Source organism: Paenibacillus septentrionalis (assembly GCF_042659865.1).
In the GTDB taxonomy this organism is placed as follows: Bacteria; Bacillota; Bacilli; order Paenibacillales; family Paenibacillaceae; genus Pristimantibacillus; species Pristimantibacillus septentrionalis.
Window position 1 is genome coordinate 73,720 of record NZ_JBHSTE010000007.1, and the last position, 24,404, is coordinate 98,123.

General features: G+C 44.3%; 21 protein-coding genes. 2 read left to right on the plus strand and 19 right to left on the minus strand.

Annotated features, from left to right (window positions below):
• The 6 genes from ACFP56_RS18620 to ACFP56_RS18645 form a co-directional block, all read right to left on the minus strand.
• Positions 1 to 837, minus strand: coding sequence for a carbohydrate ABC transporter permease (locus ACFP56_RS18620; protein ID WP_379237393.1), 837 nt, complete (start codon positions 835 to 837; stop codon positions 1 to 3).
• 11 nt (positions 838 to 848) lie between these two features.
• On the minus strand, positions 849 to 1,742 hold the full coding sequence (locus ACFP56_RS18625; protein ID WP_379237395.1) for a carbohydrate ABC transporter permease: 894 nt from the start codon (positions 1,740 to 1,742) through the stop codon (positions 849 to 851).
• A gap of 79 nt (positions 1,743 to 1,821) precedes the next feature.
• Complete coding sequence (locus tag ACFP56_RS18630; RefSeq protein WP_379237397.1) at positions 1,822 to 3,201, minus strand: ABC transporter substrate-binding protein; 1,380 nt, start codon at positions 3,199 to 3,201, stop codon at positions 1,822 to 1,824.
• A 91-nt stretch (positions 3,202 to 3,292) separates the two neighbouring features.
• On the minus strand, positions 3,293 to 4,372 hold the full coding sequence (locus ACFP56_RS18635; protein ID WP_379237399.1) for a GntR family transcriptional regulator: 1,080 nt from the start codon (positions 4,370 to 4,372) through the stop codon (positions 3,293 to 3,295).
• Between the two features lie 87 nt (positions 4,373 to 4,459).
• Positions 4,460 to 5,539 (minus strand): LacI family DNA-binding transcriptional regulator, encoded by a 1,080-nt coding sequence (locus ACFP56_RS18640; RefSeq protein WP_379237401.1) that lies wholly within the window; start codon positions 5,537 to 5,539, stop codon positions 4,460 to 4,462.
• A 141-nt stretch (positions 5,540 to 5,680) separates the two neighbouring features.
• The gene (locus ACFP56_RS18645; RefSeq protein ID WP_379237403.1) at positions 5,681 to 7,576 is read right to left on the minus strand and encodes a PrkA family serine protein kinase; all 1,896 of its coding nucleotides are present in this window, start codon (positions 7,574 to 7,576) and stop codon (positions 5,681 to 5,683) included.
• A 223-nt stretch (positions 7,577 to 7,799) separates the two neighbouring features.
• On the opposite strand from ACFP56_RS18645, the gene ACFP56_RS18650 reads away from it, so the two are divergent.
• On the plus strand, positions 7,800 to 8,504 hold the full coding sequence (locus tag ACFP56_RS18650) for a DUF2161 family putative PD-(D/E)XK-type phosphodiesterase (protein ID WP_379237405.1): 705 nt from the start codon (positions 7,800 to 7,802) through the stop codon (positions 8,502 to 8,504).
• Here ACFP56_RS18650 and ACFP56_RS18655 read toward each other — a convergent pair.
• From ACFP56_RS18655 to trmL, 3 genes are all read right to left on the minus strand, one after another.
• Positions 8,501 to 9,154, minus strand: coding sequence for a hypothetical protein (locus ACFP56_RS18655; RefSeq protein WP_379237407.1), 654 nt, complete (start codon positions 9,152 to 9,154; stop codon positions 8,501 to 8,503). The genes ACFP56_RS18650 and ACFP56_RS18655 overlap by 4 nt on opposite strands.
• Before the next feature lie 372 nt (positions 9,155 to 9,526).
• Positions 9,527 to 9,778 carry an AbrB/MazE/SpoVT family DNA-binding domain-containing protein gene (locus tag ACFP56_RS18660; protein WP_379237409.1) on the minus strand — a complete coding sequence of 84 codons (252 nt, stop codon included), beginning with the start codon at positions 9,776 to 9,778 and terminating at the stop codon, positions 9,527 to 9,529.
• 117 nt (positions 9,779 to 9,895) lie between these two features.
• The gene (gene trmL / locus ACFP56_RS18665; protein WP_379237411.1) at positions 9,896 to 10,360 is read right to left on the minus strand and encodes a tRNA (uridine(34)/cytosine(34)/5-carboxymethylaminomethyluridine(34)-2'-O)-methyltransferase TrmL; all 465 of its coding nucleotides are present in this window, start codon (positions 10,358 to 10,360) and stop codon (positions 9,896 to 9,898) included.
• 134 nt (positions 10,361 to 10,494) lie between these two features.
• Here trmL and ACFP56_RS18670 point away from each other — a divergent pair, with 134 nt between their 5' ends.
• Positions 10,495 to 11,211, plus strand: a complete 717-nt coding sequence (locus ACFP56_RS18670) for a response regulator (protein ID WP_379237413.1) — start codon at positions 10,495 to 10,497, stop codon at positions 11,209 to 11,211.
• A 57-nt stretch (positions 11,212 to 11,268) separates the two neighbouring features.
• On the opposite strand, the gene serC is transcribed toward ACFP56_RS18670, so the two are convergent.
• From serC to ACFP56_RS18720, 10 genes are all read right to left on the minus strand, one after another.
• On the minus strand, positions 11,269 to 12,360 hold the full coding sequence (serC, locus tag ACFP56_RS18675) for a 3-phosphoserine/phosphohydroxythreonine transaminase (protein ID WP_379237415.1): 1,092 nt from the start codon (positions 12,358 to 12,360) through the stop codon (positions 11,269 to 11,271).
• Positions 12,361 to 12,629: 269 nt separating this feature from the next.
• Positions 12,630 to 14,054, minus strand: a complete 1,425-nt coding sequence (gene glnA / locus ACFP56_RS18680; protein WP_379237417.1) for a type I glutamate--ammonia ligase — start codon at positions 14,052 to 14,054, stop codon at positions 12,630 to 12,632.
• Between the two features lie 681 nt (positions 14,055 to 14,735).
• Positions 14,736 to 16,562 carry an ABC transporter ATP-binding protein gene (locus tag ACFP56_RS18685; protein ID WP_379237419.1) on the minus strand — a complete coding sequence of 609 codons (1,827 nt, stop codon included), beginning with the start codon at positions 16,560 to 16,562 and terminating at the stop codon, positions 14,736 to 14,738.
• Positions 16,543 to 18,327 carry an ABC transporter ATP-binding protein gene (locus ACFP56_RS18690; protein WP_379237784.1) on the minus strand — a complete coding sequence of 595 codons (1,785 nt, stop codon included), beginning with the start codon at positions 18,325 to 18,327 and terminating at the stop codon, positions 16,543 to 16,545. The genes ACFP56_RS18685 and ACFP56_RS18690 overlap by 20 nt, the downstream gene beginning before the upstream one ends.
• Before the next feature lie 510 nt (positions 18,328 to 18,837).
• Entirely contained in the window at positions 18,838 to 19,179 is a 342-nt protein-coding gene (locus ACFP56_RS18695; RefSeq protein ID WP_379237421.1) for a zinc ribbon domain-containing protein YjdM, read from the minus strand.
• A 189-nt stretch (positions 19,180 to 19,368) separates the two neighbouring features.
• Positions 19,369 to 20,346, minus strand: a complete 978-nt coding sequence (locus tag ACFP56_RS18700; RefSeq protein WP_379237423.1) for an ABC transporter ATP-binding protein — start codon at positions 20,344 to 20,346, stop codon at positions 19,369 to 19,371.
• Positions 20,347 to 20,380: 34 nt separating this feature from the next.
• Positions 20,381 to 21,163, minus strand: a complete 783-nt coding sequence (locus ACFP56_RS18705; RefSeq protein WP_379237425.1) for an ABC transporter permease — start codon at positions 21,161 to 21,163, stop codon at positions 20,381 to 20,383.
• Positions 21,160 to 21,969, minus strand: coding sequence for an ABC transporter permease (locus ACFP56_RS18710; RefSeq protein ID WP_379237427.1), 810 nt, complete (start codon positions 21,967 to 21,969; stop codon positions 21,160 to 21,162). Before ACFP56_RS18710 ends, ACFP56_RS18705 begins: the two co-directional genes overlap by 4 nt.
• Positions 21,966 to 23,150, minus strand: a complete 1,185-nt coding sequence (locus ACFP56_RS18715; RefSeq protein WP_379237429.1) for a serine hydrolase domain-containing protein — start codon at positions 23,148 to 23,150, stop codon at positions 21,966 to 21,968. The genes ACFP56_RS18710 and ACFP56_RS18715 overlap by 4 nt, the downstream gene beginning before the upstream one ends.
• Before the next feature lie 49 nt (positions 23,151 to 23,199).
• Positions 23,200 to 24,354: a serine hydrolase domain-containing protein gene (locus ACFP56_RS18720; RefSeq protein WP_379237431.1), complete on the minus strand. Its 1,155-nt coding sequence runs from the start codon at positions 24,352 to 24,354 to the stop codon at positions 23,200 to 23,202.
• Positions 24,355 to 24,404: the final 50 nt, after the last annotated feature.

Below are 24,404 nucleotides of genomic sequence, written 5' to 3' on the forward strand. Positions count from 1 at the left end.
TCATCCTTTAATTCCGCTAATCGCTAGAGATTCTATAAAGTAGCGCTGGCAGAAAAAGAACACGAGAATGACAGGAATCATGGCAATAATGGCAGCAGCCATAATAATCGGATAATTGGATTGACCAATGTACATAGCTTGCATCGAAGCAATCAGCACTTGAATCGTCTGCTTCTCTGGCGTATGCAAATAAATAAGCGGGCCGAGGAAATCATTCCATATCCCCATAAAGCCTAGCGCAGCCTGTGCAGCAAGCGCTGGCTTCATGACAGGCATCGCAATCGTCCAGAAAATGCGCGGGAAGCTACAGCCGTCTATTTTTGCTGCTTCGATCAAATCATTCGGCAGCGCACTTGATATAAACTGACGTATAAAAAAGATCACAACAATATTGCCGAACAGCCCGGGAACAATTAACGGCAGCAGCGTATCGACCCAATTCAACCAGGAAAATCCGATAAACTGCGGAATCATCACGACAGAATAAGGAATCATCATCGTACCGAGCAGCCCGAGGAACAATACGCCCTTCAATGGGAACTCGAATTTGCCAAACGCATAAGCGCTCATCGCAGATATAAGCAAACCAACTGTCAATACAATTGCGACAATGATCAGGCTGTTCATAAAACCCTTCAGCAAAGGCGCCTGCTGCCAAACATCTATATAATTGCTATAGGTGATCGGGTCAGGTATCCATTTGGGCGGTATTTCAAATATATTGCGCTGTGATTTCAACGAAGTCGAGATCGTCCATATAAAAGGCGCGATCATAAAAACCAACCCGGAAAGAAGCAGCAGCAACGCCCAGTAATCAGCTAATTTTTTATACTTCATCTCCACACCCCTTAGTCTTGATATACCCAGCGATCAGCAAGCTTGAATTGAATGAGCGTAACGAAGAATATCAGTAGGCCTAGCATCCAAGCAACTGCACTGGCGAAGCCCATGTTGAAATATTTGAAAGCATGCTGGAAGATATAATAAACCACCGTTGCTCCGCTATATTCCGGACCGCCATCAACCGCGAGCACGTAAATTTGACTAAAGGATTGGAAAGCGCCAATAACGCCCATAACGACTACAAAAAAATGAATAGGTGTCAGCAAGGGCAGCGTAATTCTGGAAAACTTCTGCCATCCATTGGCACCGTCGATTTCGGCTGCTTCATAATAGGTGGACGACACCGATTGCAGCCCTGCCAAATACAGCACCATATTTCCGCCAATTCCACCCCATAGTCCAATTAAAATGAGTGAAGGCTTTACCCAAGCTGCATCTCCAAGCCAGTTAGGTCCTGCAATGCCAAACCAGTTCCATAGCATTTGATTCAGCAGGCCATAATCCTGATTAAGAATCCATTGCCATAGCAAGGAAACGGCTATAATAGGAGAGATAACCGGCAAATAATACATCGTTCTCAAGAAGGAAATCCCTCTTATAGAACGATTCATTAAAATCGCCAGCAACAATGACAAAATCATGCCAAGCGGAATCCCGATCATTAGGTAAATGGTATTGTACAGCGATTTTATAACTTTTTCGTCTTTAAACAGCTCTACGTAATTGTCCAGTCCTACCCATGTCGGGCTGCTAATCATATCCCATCTTTGAAAACTGATATAGACAGAAAATAGCATTGGCGTCAGTCCAAAAATAAGAAAGCCTAAAACTGGAGGAGCTACAAATAAATAAAGCCAGGCAAGCTCTTTTCTGCGATATCCGGTCAGCTTCATGTCCAAATCGTCTCACCTCACTACAACATTTTGTACGAAAAAAGGAGTGCCAGTGAGCGAACCACTGCCACTCCTTGTTGTCGCGTTACTTATTGAATTTATCGTACAGCTCCTGCATTTTAGGTTGAATATCTGCCGTAAATTGCTGAGCTGTCACTTCACCGTTCCATACGCGGCTTGCTTGCTGCCAGAACAAGTCAATCCATTGTGTGTCCTTGGAGAAGGCTGGCACATCCGGACGACCATAATCCTCGATAATGTCTAAAAATACTTGACGGCTGGCAGGTGCTTTGTCTGCTTCAAGAAACTCTCCCTTCGCCATATCAATCAGATTCGGTACTGCCTGACCCAGCTCATAGTTTTGACGCTGACCATACTCATCAAGTGATAAAAACGCTGCCAAATCAAATGCTTCTTGTGGATGATTCGATTTGTTGGAAACAGCGAAGCCCATTGATCCTAACCAGGTTGCTGTTTCTCCTGTTGCCGGGCTCGCTGGCCAAGCTGCAACATCCCACTCGAAAGGAAGCTCCCAGAACGCCGGTTGATCCCAAGGTCCCATTGCAAACATCGCAAGCTGTCCGTTCAAGAAACGTGTATAGCCATTCATCGATTGCTCTGCCTCGACATTAGGGCTGACTTTGTGTACCAGTGTCAAATCGGCAACGAATTGCATCGCTTCATAAAACGCTGGCTCATGGACAAGCACCTCACCTGTCTCGTAATCGATAAAGTTACCACCATTAGCCCATACAGCCGACTCAAGCGTATACGCTGCAACACCGTACTGCTCTGGTTTTCCATCTCCATTTTGATCAATGGTCAGCTGTTTAGCTGCAGCGAGCATATCATCCCATGTCCACTCACCCGCAGCTGCAGGTGGCGGCGCAATGCCTTGCTCATCAAACAACGTCTTGTTATACACAAACGACCACGGGCCGACATCCTTAGGCAAACCATATAGATCGCCAGAGCCGACCTTTTCACCATTGTAGCGATAACGATCGAGTGCAGGCTTCCAGACATTATCCTGTTCAAATAATTCAGTTCCGTCCAAATATGACTGCAGGTTCAAAATCGTACCCGCTTCAGCAAATCGATAAAATTCTGAACCCCCAACATAAAATACATCCGGTGCTTTGCCCGAGCTGATTAACGTTGTCAGCTTTTGCGAATATTCTCCTGGAGGAACAGACGTATATTTCACAGTGACGTGCGGGTACTTGTCTTCGAAGGAAGCGATCAGCTTTTCAAAAATGCTCTTTTCATTCGGATTTCCATGTCCCATAAACTCGATCGTTACTGGTTCCTTGTCAGAGCCAGTGTCAGATGGCTGATTAGTGGACGTGTTTCCGTTATTGCTGTTTGCAGACTGTTTGCTTGAATTACCGTTCCCTCCACATGCAGATAACACCAACATCATTGCCAGCAGCAGCATTGCAGACCATTTTAATCTCTTCTTCAAAATAATCCCCTCTTCTCTTTTATTTTGAAAGCGCTTTATAAAAAGAATAATATATATTAATATAAATTTATATATTAAATTCAGTATAAAATTAACTGCTCCATACTAAAGTAACGGGAACAATCATTCGCAGTGCTTCATATTTCCCTTGGATTTGTTCCAGCAGCAGCTCCATCGTAATTCTGCACATTTCCTCCTCATCTTGCCGAATATAAGATACGCCCGGCAGGTCTGGCGGATCGAACGTTACAATCTCCAACTCACTCGGAATGCGTTTTCCCAATCGATGCGCAGCTTGATACGTATAATGGCACAGCTCAGTATTAGCAGTAAACACCGCCGTAATATGAGGATGATCGATGAGAAACTGCTCGATCAACTGCTCTGCCTGACCGGAAACGATTTTTTCCAGAGGCAGCAAGCACCATACATTTTTATCAATCGATTGACCACGCTCCAGATAGGCTTGCTCGAAGCCTTGCGCACGCTCATCGGTAACCGAATTTGTAATTTCAGGTGAAATAAACGCAATCGAATGATGCCCCTTGTCAAGCAGCAGCGAAACGGCCTCTCTTGTCCCCGCTACATTGTCAGAGCTTACACTGTATGTTTTCACTTCCTTCAAAAAGCGGTCGATCAACACAAGTGGAAACCGATCAAGCGACAAGCGCAAAATGGAATCGTTGTACATTTCATTTTCAACAGGAAAAATAATGATACCGTCCACTCCTTGCCGTAAAAAAGAGGCAATCACCGATGACTCCTCCTCCTGTGACTCTCGCGTTATTCGCACTAGCAGCTCAAAGCCATGCTGCGAGGCATATTTTTCGATATAATCCAAAAATCTCTGATCGACCTTCGTCTTCATCGTCGGCAATACAAGGCCAATTCTGCCACACTTGGCGTGCAGAATATTCCAGCCCTGTACCTGCTGCTCGGTCAAAGCCTCTCCTGTACGTTTTGCGACGAATGTTCCTTTTCCTTGAACTCTAATAAGCAAACCTTCCTCCATTAGCCCAATTAATGCGTTCTTGCTCGTAATCTGACTGACGCGATAGGTTTCCGACAGCTCCTTTTCAGAAGGAATGCGATCTCCTTCACGCAGTCTGCCGATTGCAATCAATCGTCGAATATCATTTTGGATTTGCTTGTATAGAGGCAAACTCTTCATTGCTGCAACACAACCTTCTTATACTTAGTATATTAAATATATGTTTATAGTATATTTATATACTAATTGAACAAATAAAAAAAGAGATCATAGGATCTCTTTTTCAAAACGTTCTGGTTCAAGTTCGAAATATGATACGTCGATGAATTCACGCCTTGGCTCATATTTGCCTGCCAGCTGCTCCGTCAACAGGCTGACGGCTGTTCGACACACCTCATCCTCCTGCTGCCTGACATAAGCGAAAACGTGCTCCACGTCGTCAAATGTGCTGTGAATGATATGGGTTTGCCCTGCTTCGTGCAGTGCTCTTCGAACAACCTCCGCTAGATAAGCATTGACTGTAAAGACCGCAGTAATATGCGGATGCTCCTGTAAAAACTGCTTCACTTTCCCCGGACTGTTGCCTGATTCAATCTCCTGCAGGCTCAGCATGCACCATAGTGATTTGTCGATCGACAGCCCATAGTCTACAAATGCTTGCTCATAGCCCTTGGCACGCTCATCTGTAGCTGTATTCGTAATTTCCGGACTAATGTAGGCTATCTGCTTATGCCCTCGCTCAAGCAGCTTTGTTATTGCCGTATGTACACCGCCCATATTGTTGGAGCTTACGCTGTATGCTTTAATTTCTTTCAAATACCGATCGATCAGCACCATCGGATAACGATCAAGCGACAGTCGCAAGATCGCATCACTGTAGCTTTCCTGCTCGACAGGAAAAATAATAAAGCCTCTCACTCCGCTATTGCGAAAGCGCTCGATTGCCTTGCTTTCTTCAAACGCAGACTCTCGTGAAATGCTAACTAAAATATTAAGCTCGGCTTGACGGCAATAGTTCTCAATGCCATCGAGCAGCCGTTGATCAATCCTCGTTTTCATTGATGGCAAAATAAGCGCTACTGCATCAAGTGTTGACTTGTCCTGCTTGTAGCTGTCTACAATAACGGTAGGATGTGTGTCCTTAACAAATGTGCCTTTGCCGCGCAAACGCTCAACATACCCTTCTGCTGCAAGCAAATTCAAAGCTTGCTTTGACGTAATTTGGCTGACTCCATAGCGCTGCGCCAATTCCTTCTCCGTTGCGATCAGCTCGCCTGGCTGCAATTTTCCTTCTTGTATTTGAGCAATAATATCCTGCTTAATACGCAAATACAATGCCTCGACCATCAGTAAACCCTCTTCTCATCCAATATATAGTATATTAATTATATCTTAATTTATCGACTTGCGGTACTCTTGGCTGGAACTGATGAAGGTTAGAGGCTGACAAAAAAACGGAGCTTGAGTGCAATCAAGCTCCGCCTTCTATTAGCGATTCAGCAAGCTTCCTACATAACGCAGCAGCTCATTGGCACAAGTCGAGCAATAGCCATGCTCATCAATGAGTCGTGCCGATACTTCATTGATCCGCTTCAACTGATTTTCATCAGGAGTCTTTGTTGAGGTTGTAATTTTAACAATGTCTTTCAAGTCTGCGAACAGCTTTTTCTCGACTGCCTCACGCAGTCGTTCATGACTTGTAAAATCGAACTTCTTCCCTTTTCGAGAATAGGAGGATATACGAATCAATATTTCCTCGCGGAACGCTTTTTTCGCATTTTCGCTAATGCCGATTTGCTCTTCAATAGAGCGCATTAACCGCTCGTCTGGGTCCATCTCCTCGCCAGTTAGAGGATCTTTTATTTTTGCCCAATTGCAATACGCTTCGATATTGTCCAAGTAATTTTCAAATAACGTTTTGGCTGATTCTTCAAATGAATAGACAAATGCCTTTTGCACTTCTTTCTTCGCCAAATCATCGTATTCCTTGCGCGCAATGGAAATAAAATTCAGATAACGCTCGCGTTCCTCTTTCGTAATCGACGGATGCTGATCGAGCCCATCCTTTAGAGCGCGCAGTACGTCTAGCGCATTGATGCAATCCATATCGCCTTTTATTAACGCACTTGAAATGCGATTGATGACATATCTTGGGTCAATGCCTGACATGCCCTCCTCCACATACTCATTTTGCATTTCCTTCAAGTCCGCATCCTTAAAGCCCTCAACCTCCTGGCCATCATACATGCGCATTTTCTTCACAAGATCCATGCCTTGCTTCTTTGTTTCTTTTAGTCGTGTCAGAATGGAGAAGATCGCTGCAGCACGCAAAGCATGAGGCGCAATATGGACATGCTTCATATCACTTTGCTCAATAAGCTTGCTGTAAATTTTCTCTTCTTCCGTTACGTTCAAGTTGTACGGTATTGGCATTACGATCATACGCGATTGAAGCGCCTCATTTTTCTTGTTGCTAATAAAGGCTTTGTATTCCGTTTCATTCGTATGTGCAATAATCATTTCATCCGCAGAAATGAGCGCAAATCTCCCTGCTTTAAAATTGCCTTCTTGCGTTAAGGATAGCAAGTTCCAAAGAAATTTCTCATCGCATTTCAACATCTCCTGGAACTCCATAATCCCGCGATTTGCCTTGTTGAGCTCGCCATCAAAGCGATAGGCTCGCGGATCAGATTCCGAGCCATATTCCGTTATGGTTGAAAAATCAATGCTTCCTGTCAGGTCTGCAATATCCTGCGACTTCGGATCGGAAGGACTGAACGTACCGATCCCGATTCGATTATCCTCAGATATAAACACCCGCTCTACACGTACATCTTCAATTTTCCCATCATACTGCTCCTTCAGCCGCATTTGACAGCTCGGGCACAAGTTGCCCTCAATACGCACCCCAAGCGTCTCCTCAACCTCTCTCCGCAGCTCCTGAGGGATCAAATGAAGCGGTTCCTCGTGCATCGGACAGCCTTCAATCGCATATACCGCTCCTTTCCGCGTACGCGAAAAGCTTTCCAAGCCTCGCTTTAGCATCGTAACAAGTGTTGATTTACCGCCGCTTACTGGCCCCATAAGCAGTAATATACGCTTGCGCACATCCAAACGTTTTGCAGCGGAGTGGAAATATTCCTCTACCAGCTTCTCAATTGCTCGATCAAGTCCAAATATTTCTTCCTCAAAAAATTTATACTTTTTAACTCCATTTTCTACCTCTACTCCGTGCGATTCGATCATCTCATAAACTCTTGCATGTGCTGTCATGGCTGGAGAGACATCGCTTTTAAGCAGCTCCACATATTCCTTAAAAGTGCCTGACCAGGCTAATCGTTCGCTTTCTGCCTGATATTCCGATATGCGTTTGAATATATCCATCCTTTGCCTCCTCCCAATCACATTAGACGCGATTCCTCCTAATATCTCCGCCCCGAGAGATTGCATAGCTTAAAGAGCGCTACATTCTGGACTATGTTTAAAGTGTATGCTTGTTACAAGTGGATATTGCCCATTTTTTTCGAGAAAACACGCTTCATTTCTCTCTTACTAGACAAGCTTTGCTATAATAAATAAATATGAATGTAACGGTGGTGAACGAAAGTTGGCAATTGAAAAAGAGGAGCAGCTGTATGCCCCCATCAAACGTTTTTTTCATGCCAAGGGCTATGAAGTAAAGGGTGAGGTTAATCATTGCGATCTGGTCGGCGTACATCAGCAAACCGGTGAAGTTATTGTTGTAGAAATGAAAAAGACGTTCAACCTCGCCTTGCTGCTGCAAGGTGTAGAACGCCTCAGATTAGGTGCTACGGTGTATCTGGCAGTTGAGCGAAATCGAAAAAAATCAGGTGCAGTCAACCAGCGATATACGGATTTGGCAGAGCTGTGCCGAAGATTAGGGATTGGATTGCTAACGGTAACGTTCTATGCAACGAAGGCTCCTGTCGTAGAGCTGCTCTGCATGCCTGGTGATGATCCGGTGCGCGGCAATAGACCAAGCAAGGCAAGACGGCTTCTGTATGAGTTTAAGGAGCGAAGCGGCGATTACAATGCTGGCGGCAGCTATGCACGCAAGCTCGTGACAGCCTATCGAGAGCGCGCGTTACGCTGTGCGCATGCAATGGATCAGCTGGAGCATGCATCACCCGCTCAGCTCGTTAAACTAACAGGCATTCGCAATGTCGGAAATATATTGCGTGATAATCACTATAACTGGTTTATAAAAAAGAACCGTGGTGTATATGCATTAACAGATGAAGGGCGACAGGCGCTTCAGGAATATGAATCCGTCATCGCTGGTTGGACCTAATTTCTGCCTGTGAAATCACCGATCAACTCATCCAATTCAGCAATTAGCGTTGTAAGCTGGTCGTCATTTAACCCGTCAACGAACAGCTCAAGCTGTGGCTGCTGGTTTGATGCTGCTGCAATTCGGTCTGCGTGAAGCAGTTGATAGTGCAAACCGCTCTTGTTAATTGCTCTAACGATCAAGCTTCCCGGCAATGAGCTTGGTAGATCCAGCAGTACTGCTGAACGGTGCTGACGCAGCTTACCTGACAAATGCTTGCTTTTGTCACAGGCATCCTGCAGCGCTCGATAAGCTCCCGAGCGAAGTTCACGCGTTCGCATACTGTGGTCCTCGGTGCTTTGTCTTACAGTTTGTTCAGGTTGAGATCTAGATTCTGCAGCTCGTTCCTTGTCTTTACTCTTGCTGCGAGCTGCTGTCGAATCCAATGTACTAGGCTCTGCAGCCTTGGGCGCTTGGTGCTCGGCTGTATGCTGCTGCACTGTGCTGCTTGCAGTAGTAGTGTCGGCTTCCTGTTGATTAGCCTTTTTCGGTGCTGCTATCGCCTTTGAGGCAGCTGCACGCTTCCGTGAAACAGATGACGCTTTGTTCGACTTTCCCTGGCTTGCTCGCTTGCCTCGTTTTTTGTTTCTCTGTGGCTTTTTCGGCATCATTACCACCATCCTTCCTACTATACTCATATCCCAAATCCGGGTAATATGTTCTTACTTTTTGAAGTTTTCTTTTTGGGATACCTTGGTTATAATAGGGTTAGGTTATGGAGGTGTGAAACAATGACATTTTGGATTGTGATGACCGTTCTCGTTTTATTTCTAACCGCTATATTGACAAGCTCATATAATGAGGATAAAACAAGCGGACTGTAAGCCTTCAGATCGAGTCGCTCAGCAGCCTCTTAGGTACTGGGCGGCTCACTATTTTGTTTGTTACATATAGGCAACAGCAAAACAATCATGCAAGGTATGCTCGTAAAAAAGCCGCGTTTTCTCTTTTTGAGAATACGCGGCTTTTTTTAATGAAATGTATTATGCTTGTTTCAATTGATCCATCTCGGTCATGCAAACATCACATACATATCTTTCCTTGAATTCTGCAACTTCTTCCATAGAACCACAGAATACACATTTTGGGCGATAACGCTCCAAAATAATATGATCTCCTTGTACGAAAATCTCTACTGGATCTCCTTCGTTCATCAAATAACGTTTACGGAGTGATTTAGGTAGTACAATACGTCCTAGTTGATCGACTTTTCTTACCACACCTGCTGGTTTCATTATGTCACCTCTCTTTGTCTGTCTAATTTAGCAAGTATATGTGCGAGAGACACTTTTACTTATTCGACAAAATCATACAAAATCCTGCAAGAACGTAAAAATCCGTTTAAATGTTTTTTATTTCAAATCTGGAAATTCATTCTGTCTAAGCGCCTCGTACAATACCGCACATACCGAATTTGATAAATTCAAGGATCGAACTGCATCCGTCATCGGCATTTTGATGCAAGTATCCAAATTGCTGTAGATCAACTCTTCTGGAAGTCCTTTCGTTTCTTTTCCAAAAACAAGGAAATCCCCATCCTTGTATGCGAAATCGGAATAATACTTTTTCCCTTTCGTGCTGGCGAAGTAATACGTTGCATCAGGGTATTTGTGCTGCAGCTCGGCAAACGAGTCATGATATTCAATCGTAACGGAATGCCAGTAGTCAAGACCAGCACGTTTCAGCTGCTTATCATCCGTACTGAAGCCAAGTGGACGGACTAGATGCAAATGAGCCCCCGTCGCTGCACATGTACGAGCAATATTGCCCGTATTGGCAGGTATCTCAGGTTCTACCAATACAATGTGAAAAGCCATTTCTAATCTCCTATCATGTTCATATTCTCTTTACAAACGTTTCGTTTTTTACATGAACTTTACAGAACGTTAATTCGTAGCATAATGTTCTCCTTCATAATAAAGGCAACGATTGGAATAAAGGAGTGCTACCCATGCAAAAAAAAATCTTGATCGTGGATGATGAGCCTTCAATCTCCAAATTAATTGAATTCAACTTAAAGCTGGCAGGCTTTGAAGTCATGTGCGTAGAAGATGGAGAGGCTGTGTTTCAATCCCTAAGAAGTTTTCGGCCTGATCTGATTATTCTGGATCTCATGTTGCCAAAAATGAACGGAATCGAAGTATGCCGCATCTTGCGCAATCAAAACAATGCCGTACCGATTATTATGCTAACTGCCCTTCACGATGTAGCAGACAAAATAAATGGTCTCGACAATGGTGCTGATGATTACATGACAAAGCCATTCAGTCCTCAAGAATTGATCTCGCGCATTACCGCTATTTTCCGAAGATTGGATGCTCTTCCAGGCGCAATTAAAGAAGAGCAATACAGAATCGGTCAACTTCTTATTTTAGCAGATCAGCGTCAAGTTTTCCTTAATAATGAGCAAATTGATCTGACTCCTAAAGAATTTGAGCTGTTGTTGTTCTTGAGCAAGCATGAAGGGAAAGTACTTAGTCGGCAACAACTGCTGCATGGCGTTTGGGATTATCACTTTTTGGGTGACACACGTATCGTCGATGTTCATATTAGCCATCTACGCGATAAAATCGAACGCAATGCACGCAACCCGGAATATATTACAACGATTCGCAACGTCGGCTACAAGCTTCAGCATCCACGCGTTAATGCAAGCTCCATCAGTTAAGCCATCCCCAATAAAAGACCGCTTTTCTCATTATACTCGAGAAAAGCGGTCTCTTTATTAAGAATTGCGCTGTTGGAATTCTTTCATGAATTGAGCAAGTGCCGCGCAGCTTTCCAGCGGTACCGCATTATACGTAGAAGCGCGAAGTCCGCCAACATCACGATGACCTTTCAAGCCAACGAATCCAGCTGCCTCAGATTCTTTAATGAATTTTTTCTCCAGCTCTTCATCCTTATCCTTGATGCGGAAAGTAATGTTCATCGTTGAACGATCTTCTTGGTTTGCACAACCAACATAGAAGCCATTGCTTTCATCGATGACATTATAGATAAGTGCTGTTTTTTCTAGATTGTACTGCTCAAGTGCTGCTAATCCGCCTTTTCCTTTGATCCACTTTAACACAAGGCCAACCATATATACCGCAAAGGATGGCGGTGTATTGTACAAGGAATTCGCTTTAGCATGGGTATCGTAACGCAGCATAGCTGGAATCGTTTTAGGACTTTCAGCAATCAAATCTTCACGAACAATAACGACCGTTACACCAGAAGGACCAAGGTTCTTTTGTGCGCCTGCATAAATCATGCCGAATTTGCTAACATCGATTGGACGACTTAAAATATCACTGGACATATCCGCAATTAACGGTGCATTGGCAAACTCAGGGAAAGTCTTGTACTGTACGCCACCGATTGTCTCATTCGATGTAAGATGTACATAAGCTGCATTTTCAGGAACAACGATCTCTGAAGCTTTAGGCGTACGCATATAGCTGTCTTCTTTGGTAGATGCTGCGACAACCGCTTCGCCAATTACCTTAGCTTCTTTTATCGCTTTACCTGCCCATGCGCCTGTATCGATGTATGCACCGGCTTTGCCTTCGGATAGAAAGTTCATAGGAATCATTGCGAATTGTGTGCTTGCTCCGCCCTGTAAAAACAAAATCTTATAGTTGTCAGGAATATTCATTAGCTCACGCAACAAGTCCTGAGCTTCTTGGTTCACCTTTTCATACGTGGCGCTGCGATGTGACATCTCCATCAATGCCATACCCGCACCCTCATAATCGATGAACTGAGCTTGTGCCTGCTCTAGCACTTCCAAAGGAATTGCAGCAGGACCAGCATTGAAATTATAAGCACGTGTCATTAACTTTCATCCTTTCTGTTTACCCATCATCAATATATTAAACTATATCAACTTTGCTAGATTACATCAAGTATAAACGTTCGCTTATCACGAAAAAATCGAACAAAAAATGTTGTCATTCTAAAAAACATTCGGATTTTACCATCGATTCTGTCCTAATCATTCGTTATAAAGACGTACAAGCCTTATTTTGTGAAACCATTCACAAAAATGTAATAAAAGAGCGCTGACCCTTGTGAGATCAGCGCTCTTAAGATCAATGCTTAAGATTAAACATTGAAGTATAGGTTGAATTCATGTGGATGAATACGGATTGCAACTTGTTTTGCTTCGCTGCGTTTGAATGCGATATAGTTCGCGATGAAGTCCTCAGAGAATACGCCGTTTTCTGTCAAGAATGCGGAATCAGACTCAAGTGCATCAAGCGCCTCTTCAAGAGAGCCTGGTACGCTGCGGATTTCTTTCTTCTCATCTTCAGGAAGCTCATAGATGTTTTTATCGAATGGACCATAACCAAGTGCAACTGGGTCAAGACCTTTCTTAATACCATCAAGACCTGCAAGAAGCATTGCTGCGAATGCTAGGTAAGGGTTAGCAGTAGAGTCCGGAGTACGGAACTCGATGCGGCAGCCTTTTGGAGATACTGCTGCAATTGGAATACGAACTGCTGCAGAACGGTTACCTTTAGAGAATACCAAGTTAACTGGAGCTTCGTAGCCTGGAACTAGACGTTTGAAGGAGTTAGTACTTGGGTTAGTCAACGCGATAAGTGCTGGTGCATGGTATAGAATACCTGCGATGTAGCTCATTGCAAGCTTGCTTAGGTTACCGTACGCGCCTTTTTCATAGAACAATGGAGTGTCTCCATCGAAGATAGAGCTGTGTACGTGCATACCGCTACCGTTGTCGCCAAATAGTGGCTTCGGCATAAATGTAGCAACTTTGCCCCATTGTTTTGCAACGTTTTGTACAATATATTTGTATTTGATTAGGTTGTCACCTGTTTTAGTTAGAGTATCGAAACGGAAGTTGATTTCCGCTTGGCCAGCTGTAGCAACCTCATGGTGATGACGCTCAACCTTTAGACCTGATTCTTCCATGATACGAACCATTTCAGAACGGATATCTTGTTGGGAATCAATTGGAGCTACTGGCACATAACCGCCTTTAACGCCAACTTTGAAGCCAAGGTTGCCGCCTTCTTCTTTGCGGCCTGTGTTCCAAGCAGCTTCTTCAGAATCTACAGAGTAGAAAGATGAATTCATGTTGTTTTCGAAACGAACATCATCAAAAATGAAGAACTCGGATTCAGGAGCAAAAAATGCTGCAGTACCTACGCCAGATTTTTGCAAAAATTCTTCAGCCTTTTGAGCAATACTACGTGGGTCACGATCATAGCGCTCTCCTGCAGGAGTGAAAATGTTACACATGATGTTAAGTGTAGGATGTAGAGTAAATGGATCTACGAATGCAGACTCAGGATCTGGCATCATTACCATATCGGATTCTTCAATGCCACGGAAACCAGGAATAGAAGATCCGTCAAATGCTACACCTGCTTCAAATGTTTCTTCGCTTACTTCACTTACAGGCAATGTGATGTGGTGAACGCCACCGTTAAGGCCGATAAAGCGAAAATCTACAAACATAATGTTGTTTTCTTCAATTGTTTTGAAAACTTGTTCAACTGACATAAAAAAAATCCTCCATTTCCGAACAATAAGATGTAAAATTTGAATAATGTTCAACTTCTCGTTTAACTTATGATGTAATTATAAAACTCCTAAAATCTATCGTCAATACTCATGTAAGGTATTTTTTGCGCACATGTTAGGTTTTTTCACAAACCTAACATGAACAGAAAAACCTTATATTATCAAGGGTTTTCGTCACTTTTCGAGCAATGTAAGCGTTATATTCTATTCCATTTTCCACAAAAAATATGTGGAAAAGTACAAACGAAAACGCTTCATCAGAATCCAAACAATGACAATTATGGTGCAGTATATCGTCCTATCCATTGCAGTTGCAACCTAAGTACAGCAAAACAAGCCAAATTCTCCGCTAAAGATTGATATAATGTTAGGTTTACTTTAATTTTTTCCTGCAAGCAATGGAGCCCCAAACGCTTTACAAACGTATAGTGTGTAGCAGTGTGATTATTATATAAAGCAGGACTCACTCTAGCCATAGCTCAAATGAGGCAATTAACGCAGAACACTTATCTAAAACGAGATAGAAACAACTCTCATTTAAATGCAAAAGTCCCGAATGCTTTACGGAATGTAAAGCATTCGGGACTTTATTCAAACCTCTGTCAAATCAAATCACAACAACCAAATCAACGTATGGTGCAACCATCTAATGATCGCCAGTTATGACATGGCAATAGGCTGTGCCTTGCCTTGGGAGTAATCCGTCATTTCCTTATAGTAGCCGTTTTGCTTTAACAGCTGTTCGTGTGTGCCCTGCTCTACAATTTCACCTTTGCTCATTACAATGATCTGATCTGCGCCAATTATAGTCGACAAACGATGCGCGATTACGATCGTCGTTCTTCCCTTGGACACATAATCTAGCGCACGGTTAATAAGCTGCTCGGTTTGCGAATCCAAATTAGCCGTTGCTTCATCCAATATTAAAATGCGCGGCTGGAATACGAGAATGCGGGCAAATGAGATTAGTTGTCTCTCTCCTGCCGACAAGCCGCTTCCTTTCTCGGACAAGCGGGAATCGTAGCCGTCTGGCATTCGTTCAATAACAAGATCAGCACCAATAAAGCGACAAGCCTCTATTACCTGCTCGCGTGTGATTGTCTGATCAAACAACCGCACATTGTCAAGCACACTGCCTGTAAACAAATACGGCTCCTGCTGGACAAGTCCCACTACGCGATGCAGCTGTGCTTGCGGCAGTTCCTTAATCGAAATACCGTCAATCGTAACCGTTCCCTTCTGCACATCGTAAAAACGACACAACAAACTTATCAAAGAACTTTTACCCGCTCCCGTCGTCCCAACGACGCCAATCATTTGTCCAGCTTGAATATGCAAGTCAAGCTTCTTTATAACCGGCTCGCCTTCCTTATAAGCAAAGGTGACGTTGCGGAATTCAACCTCTCCACGAATTTGCGCTGGCAGCTTTTTCGTCTGTGGTGCATCTTGGACCTCAGGCTCAATCGAAAGCAAATTCCATATACGCTGAATTGCGACGTTGGCTGATTGGAGTGTATTCCATTGCTGCGTAATCGTATTAATCGGTTGGAAGAACAAGCGAATGTACGTTATAAAAGCGTAAAGCACGCCAAATGCCAGGTCGGTATCGAGCACTGCCCGACCGCCAAACCAGACTATAAAAGCGATAGCTAGATTGTTCAGTACCTCAAACGTTCTGTTGAATAGAACATTCGTCCGAATTTCACGCAAATTAGCTTTAAAGTAAGACTCATTCTTCTCACTGAACTGTCTACTCTGTTCCTTTTGCTGGTAAAATACTTGAATTAAAGGCATTCCAGCTAAGTTTTCTGCAGTGAAGGCAACTAAGCGTGAAAGTCGAGTTCTCGCCAGCTGATACGTCTTTCTCATATACGAACGAAAAGCGATCGCAATAACCGCAATGATCGGCAATAGGATTAAGCTATACAGCGTCAGCGTGACATCTAGCTGGAACATCATGACCAATATAAAAATGAGCGTGAAGCCGTCCCTTACAATACTTAGTACAACCTGATGGAAAAACTGGTTGATCGCCTCGGTATCACTCGAAACATGTGTAATCAGACTACCGCTAGGTACACGATCAAAATAAGACATCGACAGCTTGGAAATATGATCGAACAATCGTTTTCTAATGCTTGCTACAATGCTTTGCCCTGCCTTCTGCAGCAAATTGTTTTGAAAATACGTAAACAACAAGCTGGTAACGGATAGTATCAGATAAAGTCCTCCGATTAGCAGCAAGCTTCGAAAATCTGTTTTGCCGACCATCAGATGATCATCAATCGCCAGCTTCAGCAAATAAGGCTGCAGCAGCTCGCCGCTAATTGCAATCAATGTACAGATAATAAATGCAGCAAACGTTTTTTTATGTTCCAGCATATAGCCTGATAATACACGGAAGCTTGAAGAATATTTCTGCTTCGGCTGCGGCTCATTGAGATCAGCCTTCTGGTCCGCTTGCCAATTATGAATTGCTTGTGCCATTATTGTGCGTCCCCTCCTCCTGCAGCTCATACAGCTTGCGATACAGCCCTTCCTCGCGAATAAGCTGCTTATGCGTGCCTTGCTGAATAATACTGCCTTGATCAAGCACAATAATATGATCCGCCTGCTTAAGCGCACTAACTCGGTTCGCAATGATAATCGTTGTGAGCCCTTTTCGCAGCTTCGTAATATTGCTTAAAATTTCTGCTTCTGTAATCGCATCTACTGCACTAACGCTATCATCCAGTATAAGAATCGGGGCATCCTTCACCATTCCTCTGGCAAGGCTGGTTCGTTGACGCTGTCCGCCAGATAGCGTTACGCCACGCTCGCCAAGCTGCGTATCGAATTGATCAGGAAATGCCATAATATTGTCGTAGATGCGTGCTTGCTGAGCGGCATCAACCACCTTCTCATTATCCATCGAACGATCAGAGAATGCGATATTGTCGCGAATCGTTGTGCTGAATAAAAAACCATCCTGCGGCACGTAGCCAATGCTTTCTCTAAGATTGGACAGCTTAAGCTCGCGTATATCGTATTTGCCATATCGAATCGAATGCTCTGGTGCGTCGTACAATCGCAGCAGCAGCTTCATTAGTGTCGTTTTGCCACTCCCCGTCCGTCCAATGATCCCGAATGTTGTTCCCTGTTTAATCGTTAGCGATATATTATTCAGCGCCAGGCGCTGCTCATGCTCTTGCTTGCTCCCTTCCTCTGTAGGGTAGCTAAAGGAAAGATTGCGCAGCTCAATATCAATGTCATGGGGATCAAGCTCCTTCGCGTCCTTCGCTTCCGCGATATCTCGCTTCTGCTTCAGCAGATCATTTAACCGCTCCAGACTTGCTCTTGCCCGCTGTACGACATTAATGACATTGCCAAGCTGCTGTAGTGGATTCATCAACATTCGAATATAAAGCGTTAGCGCAACAAAGTTTCCAAGCGTAATCGTTCCTTGAATCGTCAAGTAGCCCCCATATACCATGGCCACAATAAGCGACAGCGAGCCCAGAAACGGAATCGTTGCTTGAAACAGCGACGATATGCGTACCAGGCGCAGCTGTCGATCTCGAATTTCATCTACTGTAGCGCCGAAGCGCTCGTTCATAATTGGCTCTACTGCAAATTTTTTCGTCACGCGTATTCCTGCAAACTGCTCCTCAGCAGAAGCTGTCATCGCGCTGAGCGCTTCTTGTACCTTAAGCGAGCGCCGCTTGATCTTCGGTCCAATCCATACGACAATCATCGGAATGAGCAGGAGCGGCATGATGCAGATCAAGACAAGATGCAACGGCACATTGGTCGCAAGCAACATAACAAATGTTGATATGAGCAGCAGCGAGGAGCTTGCCGTCTGATTGACGCCCATCGAAATCGATTCACGCACCGCGGTCACATCATTCATAAAGTAGCTCAGCAGCTTGCCGACACCATTTTTTGAGTGAAAGCGCTCACTAAGCTCAAGAAAATGATGGTACAGACGTCTTCGATTCATAAATTCAAAATATCTGCCTGTGTACATCACGAGATACTGTGCAATGCCCCCAAGCACCGTAAAGCCGACACCGATAGCCAGCAGCTCCCAACCTGATCGCCATACCCCATCCCACGTCAGCAAGCCAAGCTGCAGTGAATCCGTAAAATCTCCCAGCACGCGGGGAAATTGAACATGAATCAAGTTGGCAATGCCGTGCAGCATAATTGAAATCACGTAAGCAATCCAGGTCTTTTGGAAAAACTGCGCTAATATTTTAGGGGAATCCAAATTCACATCACTTCCTAGTTTGTTTTTGACTGCATTATACTTAATCAATCCTAAGTACCAATGTGCAGGAGCGAAGCTATTTGTATACGAATGAATTCAACCTTCATTTTAAGTAGACAACAATAAGATGCTAATATTAAATCTCGAGCTCCTGGCAACAAAAGCAATTCTGCACGAGTGTAATGAATGATTCGATCATCTGGCGAACTGAAAGCTTAACCCTTGTTGGCACACATGTGCTCGTTCTCTCATGACTTAGTGAAGCAGTATAATCGATTCCCTCCTTTCCACTCCACTTCAATGCAATTGATTCACAAGATAATGAAAACCGTTTCACTTTGTGCAGTTGCTTCATTCATTTCATTATATTCCTTCGCTGCCGCATCTAGCCAATCCTGCGCATAAAAACGAAATAATCAAAGATTAATGACGAAGAGAGGTTCTCAGTTGTCATTGCCTATGACAACTGAGAACCTCCTCCTACAACTAAAAATGCTCACTTGAGTTCGATCAAGCTTTTTTAACAAATTCACTTTTCAGCTTCATCGCACCGAAACCATCGATTTTGCAATCAATATTATGATCGCCTTCAATTAGTCGTATATTTTTCACTTTTGTCCCGATTTTCAATACAGAAGAGCTACCTTTGACTTTCAGGTCTTTAATAATCGTTACCGCATCTCCGTCCTGCAGAATATGACCGTTGGCATCTTTAACAATACGTCCCTCTTCGGCAGACTGCTCGGAGCCTGGCGTCCACTCGTGAGCACATTCAGGACATACAAGCAAGGTTCCGTCTTCATACGTGTACGACGAGCTGCACGCTGGACAATTTGGCAAATGTGACGACATTATAACTCCCCATTCCTATATAATGACATAACCATTCCGTATAAATGATCATATAAGCTCCTATCGTAACCGAAGCTTCAAGCTTTTGTCAAAATCTCTCAGCCTATCAATAGCAGAAAAGTGTGTGTGCCATACATCAAAACAAGACCTATGCTCAACGGCATAGGTCTTGAACTTACATCACGAACCTTATACAGAGGATTCCACGTACAACTGCTTCATAACGGCCTCAATGGGCAACGCTTCAATGGACATATCAATAATACCGTACGTTTCGTTAAAATTTGATATAAACGGCTTAAGCGCGAGCACGTCTGTATCGATCTCCAGTTCAAGCTCTAGCGGGCCTATTCGCTCCAACAAGCGCAAACCGTTCGGCAGCATTGCAGGTACAGCTTGCTCCGTAGTCATTCGCACCTTTTTCTTGCTGCCCAGACGGTTTCTGAGACCACTTAGACTATCATCCACTACGATTTGTCCATGATTGATGACCATTACCCGTTCAGCCAGCATCTCAACATCCTCGAGATCGTGCGTCGTCAAAATAAATGTAACCTTCCGTTGATTCATGCTGCGAATGAAATGACGTATATTTTCCTTGGCTATCATATCTAGGCCAATCGTTGGCTCGTCCAAAAATACAAGCTCTGGCCTATGCAGCATCGCCATAATAAATTCACACTTCATTCGTTCACCAAGAGACAGCTGGCGCGTCGGTTTACGCATAACATCACCGACCTTTAGCAAATCCACCAATTCATCCAGCGTTTCATTGTATTCCTTATCAGGAATATCATAAATGGCCTTGTTCATATAAAATGCATCTGACGGCGGAATATCCCATATAAGCTGTGACTTCTGTCCAAATACAGCGCCGATTTTCCTTACATACTCCCTGCGCTGCTTCCATGGCGTGTATCCAAGACTGCTAACCTCACCTGCTGATGGATGGAGAACGCCCGTCAGCATTTTCAAAGTTGTTGACTTCCCGGCACCGTTAGGACCTAAAAAGGCAACCATTTCTCCTTGCTCAATGGTAAAGGAGAGATCGTCCACTGCCGTTATTTCCTTCATCGGCCGATGTACAAGCGTTTTTATCACTTCTCGCAGCGTATGACCGCGTTCATAAATGCTGTACGTCTTGCTTAAATGCTTTACTTCTATCATGCATACACCGCCTTTTCCCATAAGCTCGCAATGCTTATCCGCCTGCGCTCGTATAATTTTTAAGCATGCGATTCCAAAACACGATCCCTGCAAGCAGCAAAACTGCAGCAGATGCAAGAGCCCAAAGCGAGCCCCAGCCTTCCCTGCCCAAAAGAGCAGAAGCCGGCACGAATGCGATCAAGCCAATCGGTAGTACGAAAGTGAGCACGTTCTGCAACGTTTTGGAGAAAATCGTACCAGGGTACATTCCAAAGCCAGATATCGCGTCAAATATATCAAATACTCGGCTGCTCCCTACCCAACGAAACAAAATACCGGATAAAAATAGCGACATAGAACAAAGAATTGCAATCGAAGCTAAAAACAGCAAGCTGAACTGCAGCCATGCTGACCAGTCAGGAGCAGCTATTGCACTTAGTGCATAGGCAAGCAAGACCGAGCCGCTGACAAGTCTGCCAAAATCATCCGGATCAAATCCAACCAGCATGGACATGAGCATCACTGGACGAGGCCTCAATAACAGCAAGTCAAAGGTGCCCTCCCGTACATGCGACAGCGTCGTGCCAACCATACCGAAAAAGAACGGAAACGCAATGCCTTTCGCCAGTACAAAAATGGCTTGAACGAGCAATGCCTCATGCAGATTCCAGCCTGGAAAGGAAGCACCAGAGCGATAAACGAGCAGCGTAATGAGCGGAACAACCAAATCACCAATAATTAATAACACAACACTCAATGCAAAATGGCTGCGGTAAGCCATTTGCTCAGCCAGCTTGACACGCATGACGGACGCCCAACACGCGATTATCTGCCTCATACGCCCACCCCCGTAAACCGCTTTAGAGCGGCATGATACAGCAGGAGTGTTACGCATCCAGTCAGAACTACTGCTATCGCTTGGAGACCGACTGCCTGTGCTAGAGACAGCGAAATGCCTGCAAGCTCATAATCGCCAATAAATACCCGTGTCGGCAAATAGGTAATAAATTGAAACGGCAGAAAAAACAATATTTTCTGCACGACCTCTGGAAAGAAGGACAGAGGCAAAAACACGCCAGCACATATATCCTTTAACAGCAAAAATACGCGGCGAACCCCTTCTGCCCGAACAATCCAAAATGCCGTTAAGCCTACGCAATAATTGATAAAAAAACTCATCATAAAGCTCAGCAAAATCGACGCGGTCGCCCAGCCTGGAGCAGCTGGCATTAAATCAACCTGAAACAAAAAAATAAATAGCAGCAGAACCGGTAGCACCTCTACGCCAAGCGCAAGTGAACGATGTCCAATTTTTTGGGCTAGTGCAAATAGCCAATGAGGCAGCGGTCTCAGTGCAAACGTGACAAATTTTCCACTTCGCACAAGCATTTGCAAGTTCCAATCTGCAAAATCAAACGTTACGTAATGAATGAGTGTTGCGACTCCGTAGTACGTGAGCATTTGAGCAAAGGTCAAGCCATTAATGATATCCTTACCTTCGAACATCGCTTGCCATATAAAGACCTGTACAAGAAATAGTACAGGTCCAACAAACAGCGATGCTAACATATGTGAGCGAAAAGCCGCCCACTCCTTATACGTGACAAATCCGATTGCCCGTATGATGGCAAATTGCTGTCTCAACGCCAACCCGCTCCTATAATATTTTGCGTTCCAATCATCGACTCAGGACACCAGTCTGTATTAGATGGAACGAAAAACAGAATGACTGCATTTCGCACGTGATCCATCAAAAGCATGCAACGTCCTGCTCCTTCATGTCCGTACGTGTTCTCATTAATCCATTCTCCTGAATGAATGAGCAGTGGGCCAAGGCCATAGGTTTTGTCCTTTATGTTGCCTCCCCAGCTGTAAGCATGAATCCCTTTCTCAAGCACATTTCCGGTCATCTTTTCGATTGATTTCCGGGATAAAATCCGAACGCCGTTCCATGTTCCACCATTCAGAAACATTTGTCCAAAACGATATAAATCGCCTATTGTGGAATAAAGCCCTCCCCCAGCACGTGGTGCTGTGTATGAACCGAGTTTGCTATCCAGACGCTGCGCTTCGAATTCGTTGATGATACATACTTCAGATTGCAGATGTTCTGGCACCTCAAAAAAAGTTCGTTTCAATCCTAGAGGCTCCACGATATGGTCCATAACATACTGCTCATAACGCTTTCCGCTTGCGCGCGCAATAATTTCACCGAGCACCGTGTAGCCTGCCGAAGAGTAATTCCAAGCTTCTCCCGGCTGTGAAAGCGGCTTTCCAGCAAGCAAGGCACGAAGCCAGGCAGTTTTGCGCTGCTTTTCCAGCTCTGCTTCATCTGTTACAGCATGCGGTCCCTCGGTCTCGGGCTGATAAGCAAACAAGACAGAGCCCCAGCCTATAGGATACGGCTCCAAGTAATAGAAGGGATCAGCTGCAATGCCAGACGTATGAGTCAACAAGTGCATAATCGTTATTTTTTCGTACATGGGGTTTTTAAATTCTTCTATCCAATCGGCAACAGACTGTCTGAGAAACAACGTTCCCTGCTCTACAAGCTGAAAAATGGCTACTGCCGTAAACAGCTTCGTGACGGATGCTATTCTACGAATCGAATCCAATTGCAGCATGGAATCTGGTTGATCATAGCGAAGCTTGCCAAAGGCCCCTTGTGCAAAAACCTTGCCTTCTCTAGACAATAGGTAGGACGCGCATTGAATTTTGTCTGACGCAATTAGATGCTCAAAGTGTCTCTCCAAGTGCAGCACTGTTTTCTCTTCATATCCTGCCTCTTCACAGCTAACGCGCTGCGGCTCTATTGAAATCGTCATGAAAATCCCTCCAATTATTAGCAAATAAACGCTATAGGATCTCTAGTAGCTATAGCAAGCCAGACCAAACGATAGCACGCGGCGTAACGACGGATTCATGCATGTAGCCAATAGGAGATGGCACGAAAAATACAAACACGAGCTGCTCAACAGGATCAACAAACATCCCACAATGACCGAAGCCTTCATGCGAGAACGTTCCCTTGGAGCACAAATCAAAATGCTCAAGTTGCCAGCCGAGTCCGTAAGGATAATTATCGTTATGGTTGCCCCAGCCACGGTGAGTAATATTGTGCAGATGATTGGACGTCAGTAATTCAACAGCACGAGAAGATAATATTCTGTTGCCTTCATACTCGCCTCGGTTAAGCATCATTTGTCCAAATTTCCACAAATCCTCTAATGTAGAGTACAGACCGTTTCCTGCTTTAGGAGCAGCATCCTGCGCCGCAGCTTGCGGTTCATAGATTTGTTCCTCCTCCCAGCTATTCGTCGCACATACTTCATCTTGAAAAACTTTCGGCACGTCAAAGAAGCTCTTATTCATGTCTAGCGGCTGCAATATTTCCTCTTGTATGTATTGCTCATACGGCTTGCCTGATACCTTTGCGATAATGTCGCCTAACAATGCATAAGCGCTTGTGGAATAGATCCATTCCTTGCCTGGCATACGCTGCAAAGGTCCTGCCAATATAGCTTTTTTCCAGTTCATATTGCTGTCCTGCTTGCTTATTTCAGAGGCCATCCATTCAAACCACGGAAGACTATACGGCTCATTATAAAAGCCCGGATCGCCTCGTAAACCGGAGGTATGCGTAAGTAGATGAAAGATTGTTATTGCTCGATGCTTATCTGTATTCATTTCATCCAGTATGCTGCTAGCCGACTGATGAAGATAGATAAGCCCTTTGTCTATCAGCTGGGCAATAGCTACAGATGTAAACGCTTTAGTAATCGAGTACGTTTTACGTATCGACTCTGGCAGCAGGTCTTGACTGTCTCTCGCAGGACGCAGTTTGCCTAGTGAATTACGGGCTATGATTTGTCCATTTCTTGAAATCAAGTAACTGGCTCCTTGCAATTTTCCTTGATCAATTAGATTCTCATAATGTCGATTCAATGCGATCAGCTTTTGCCCGTCATAACCAACCTGCTCTGGATTGACGTCTACCTGCCCTTCATGGAATGCAACAATGTTCTGCATACTATCGCCCCCTTAAACCGTTATAAAAATGGAATTACTTAGCAAGTATA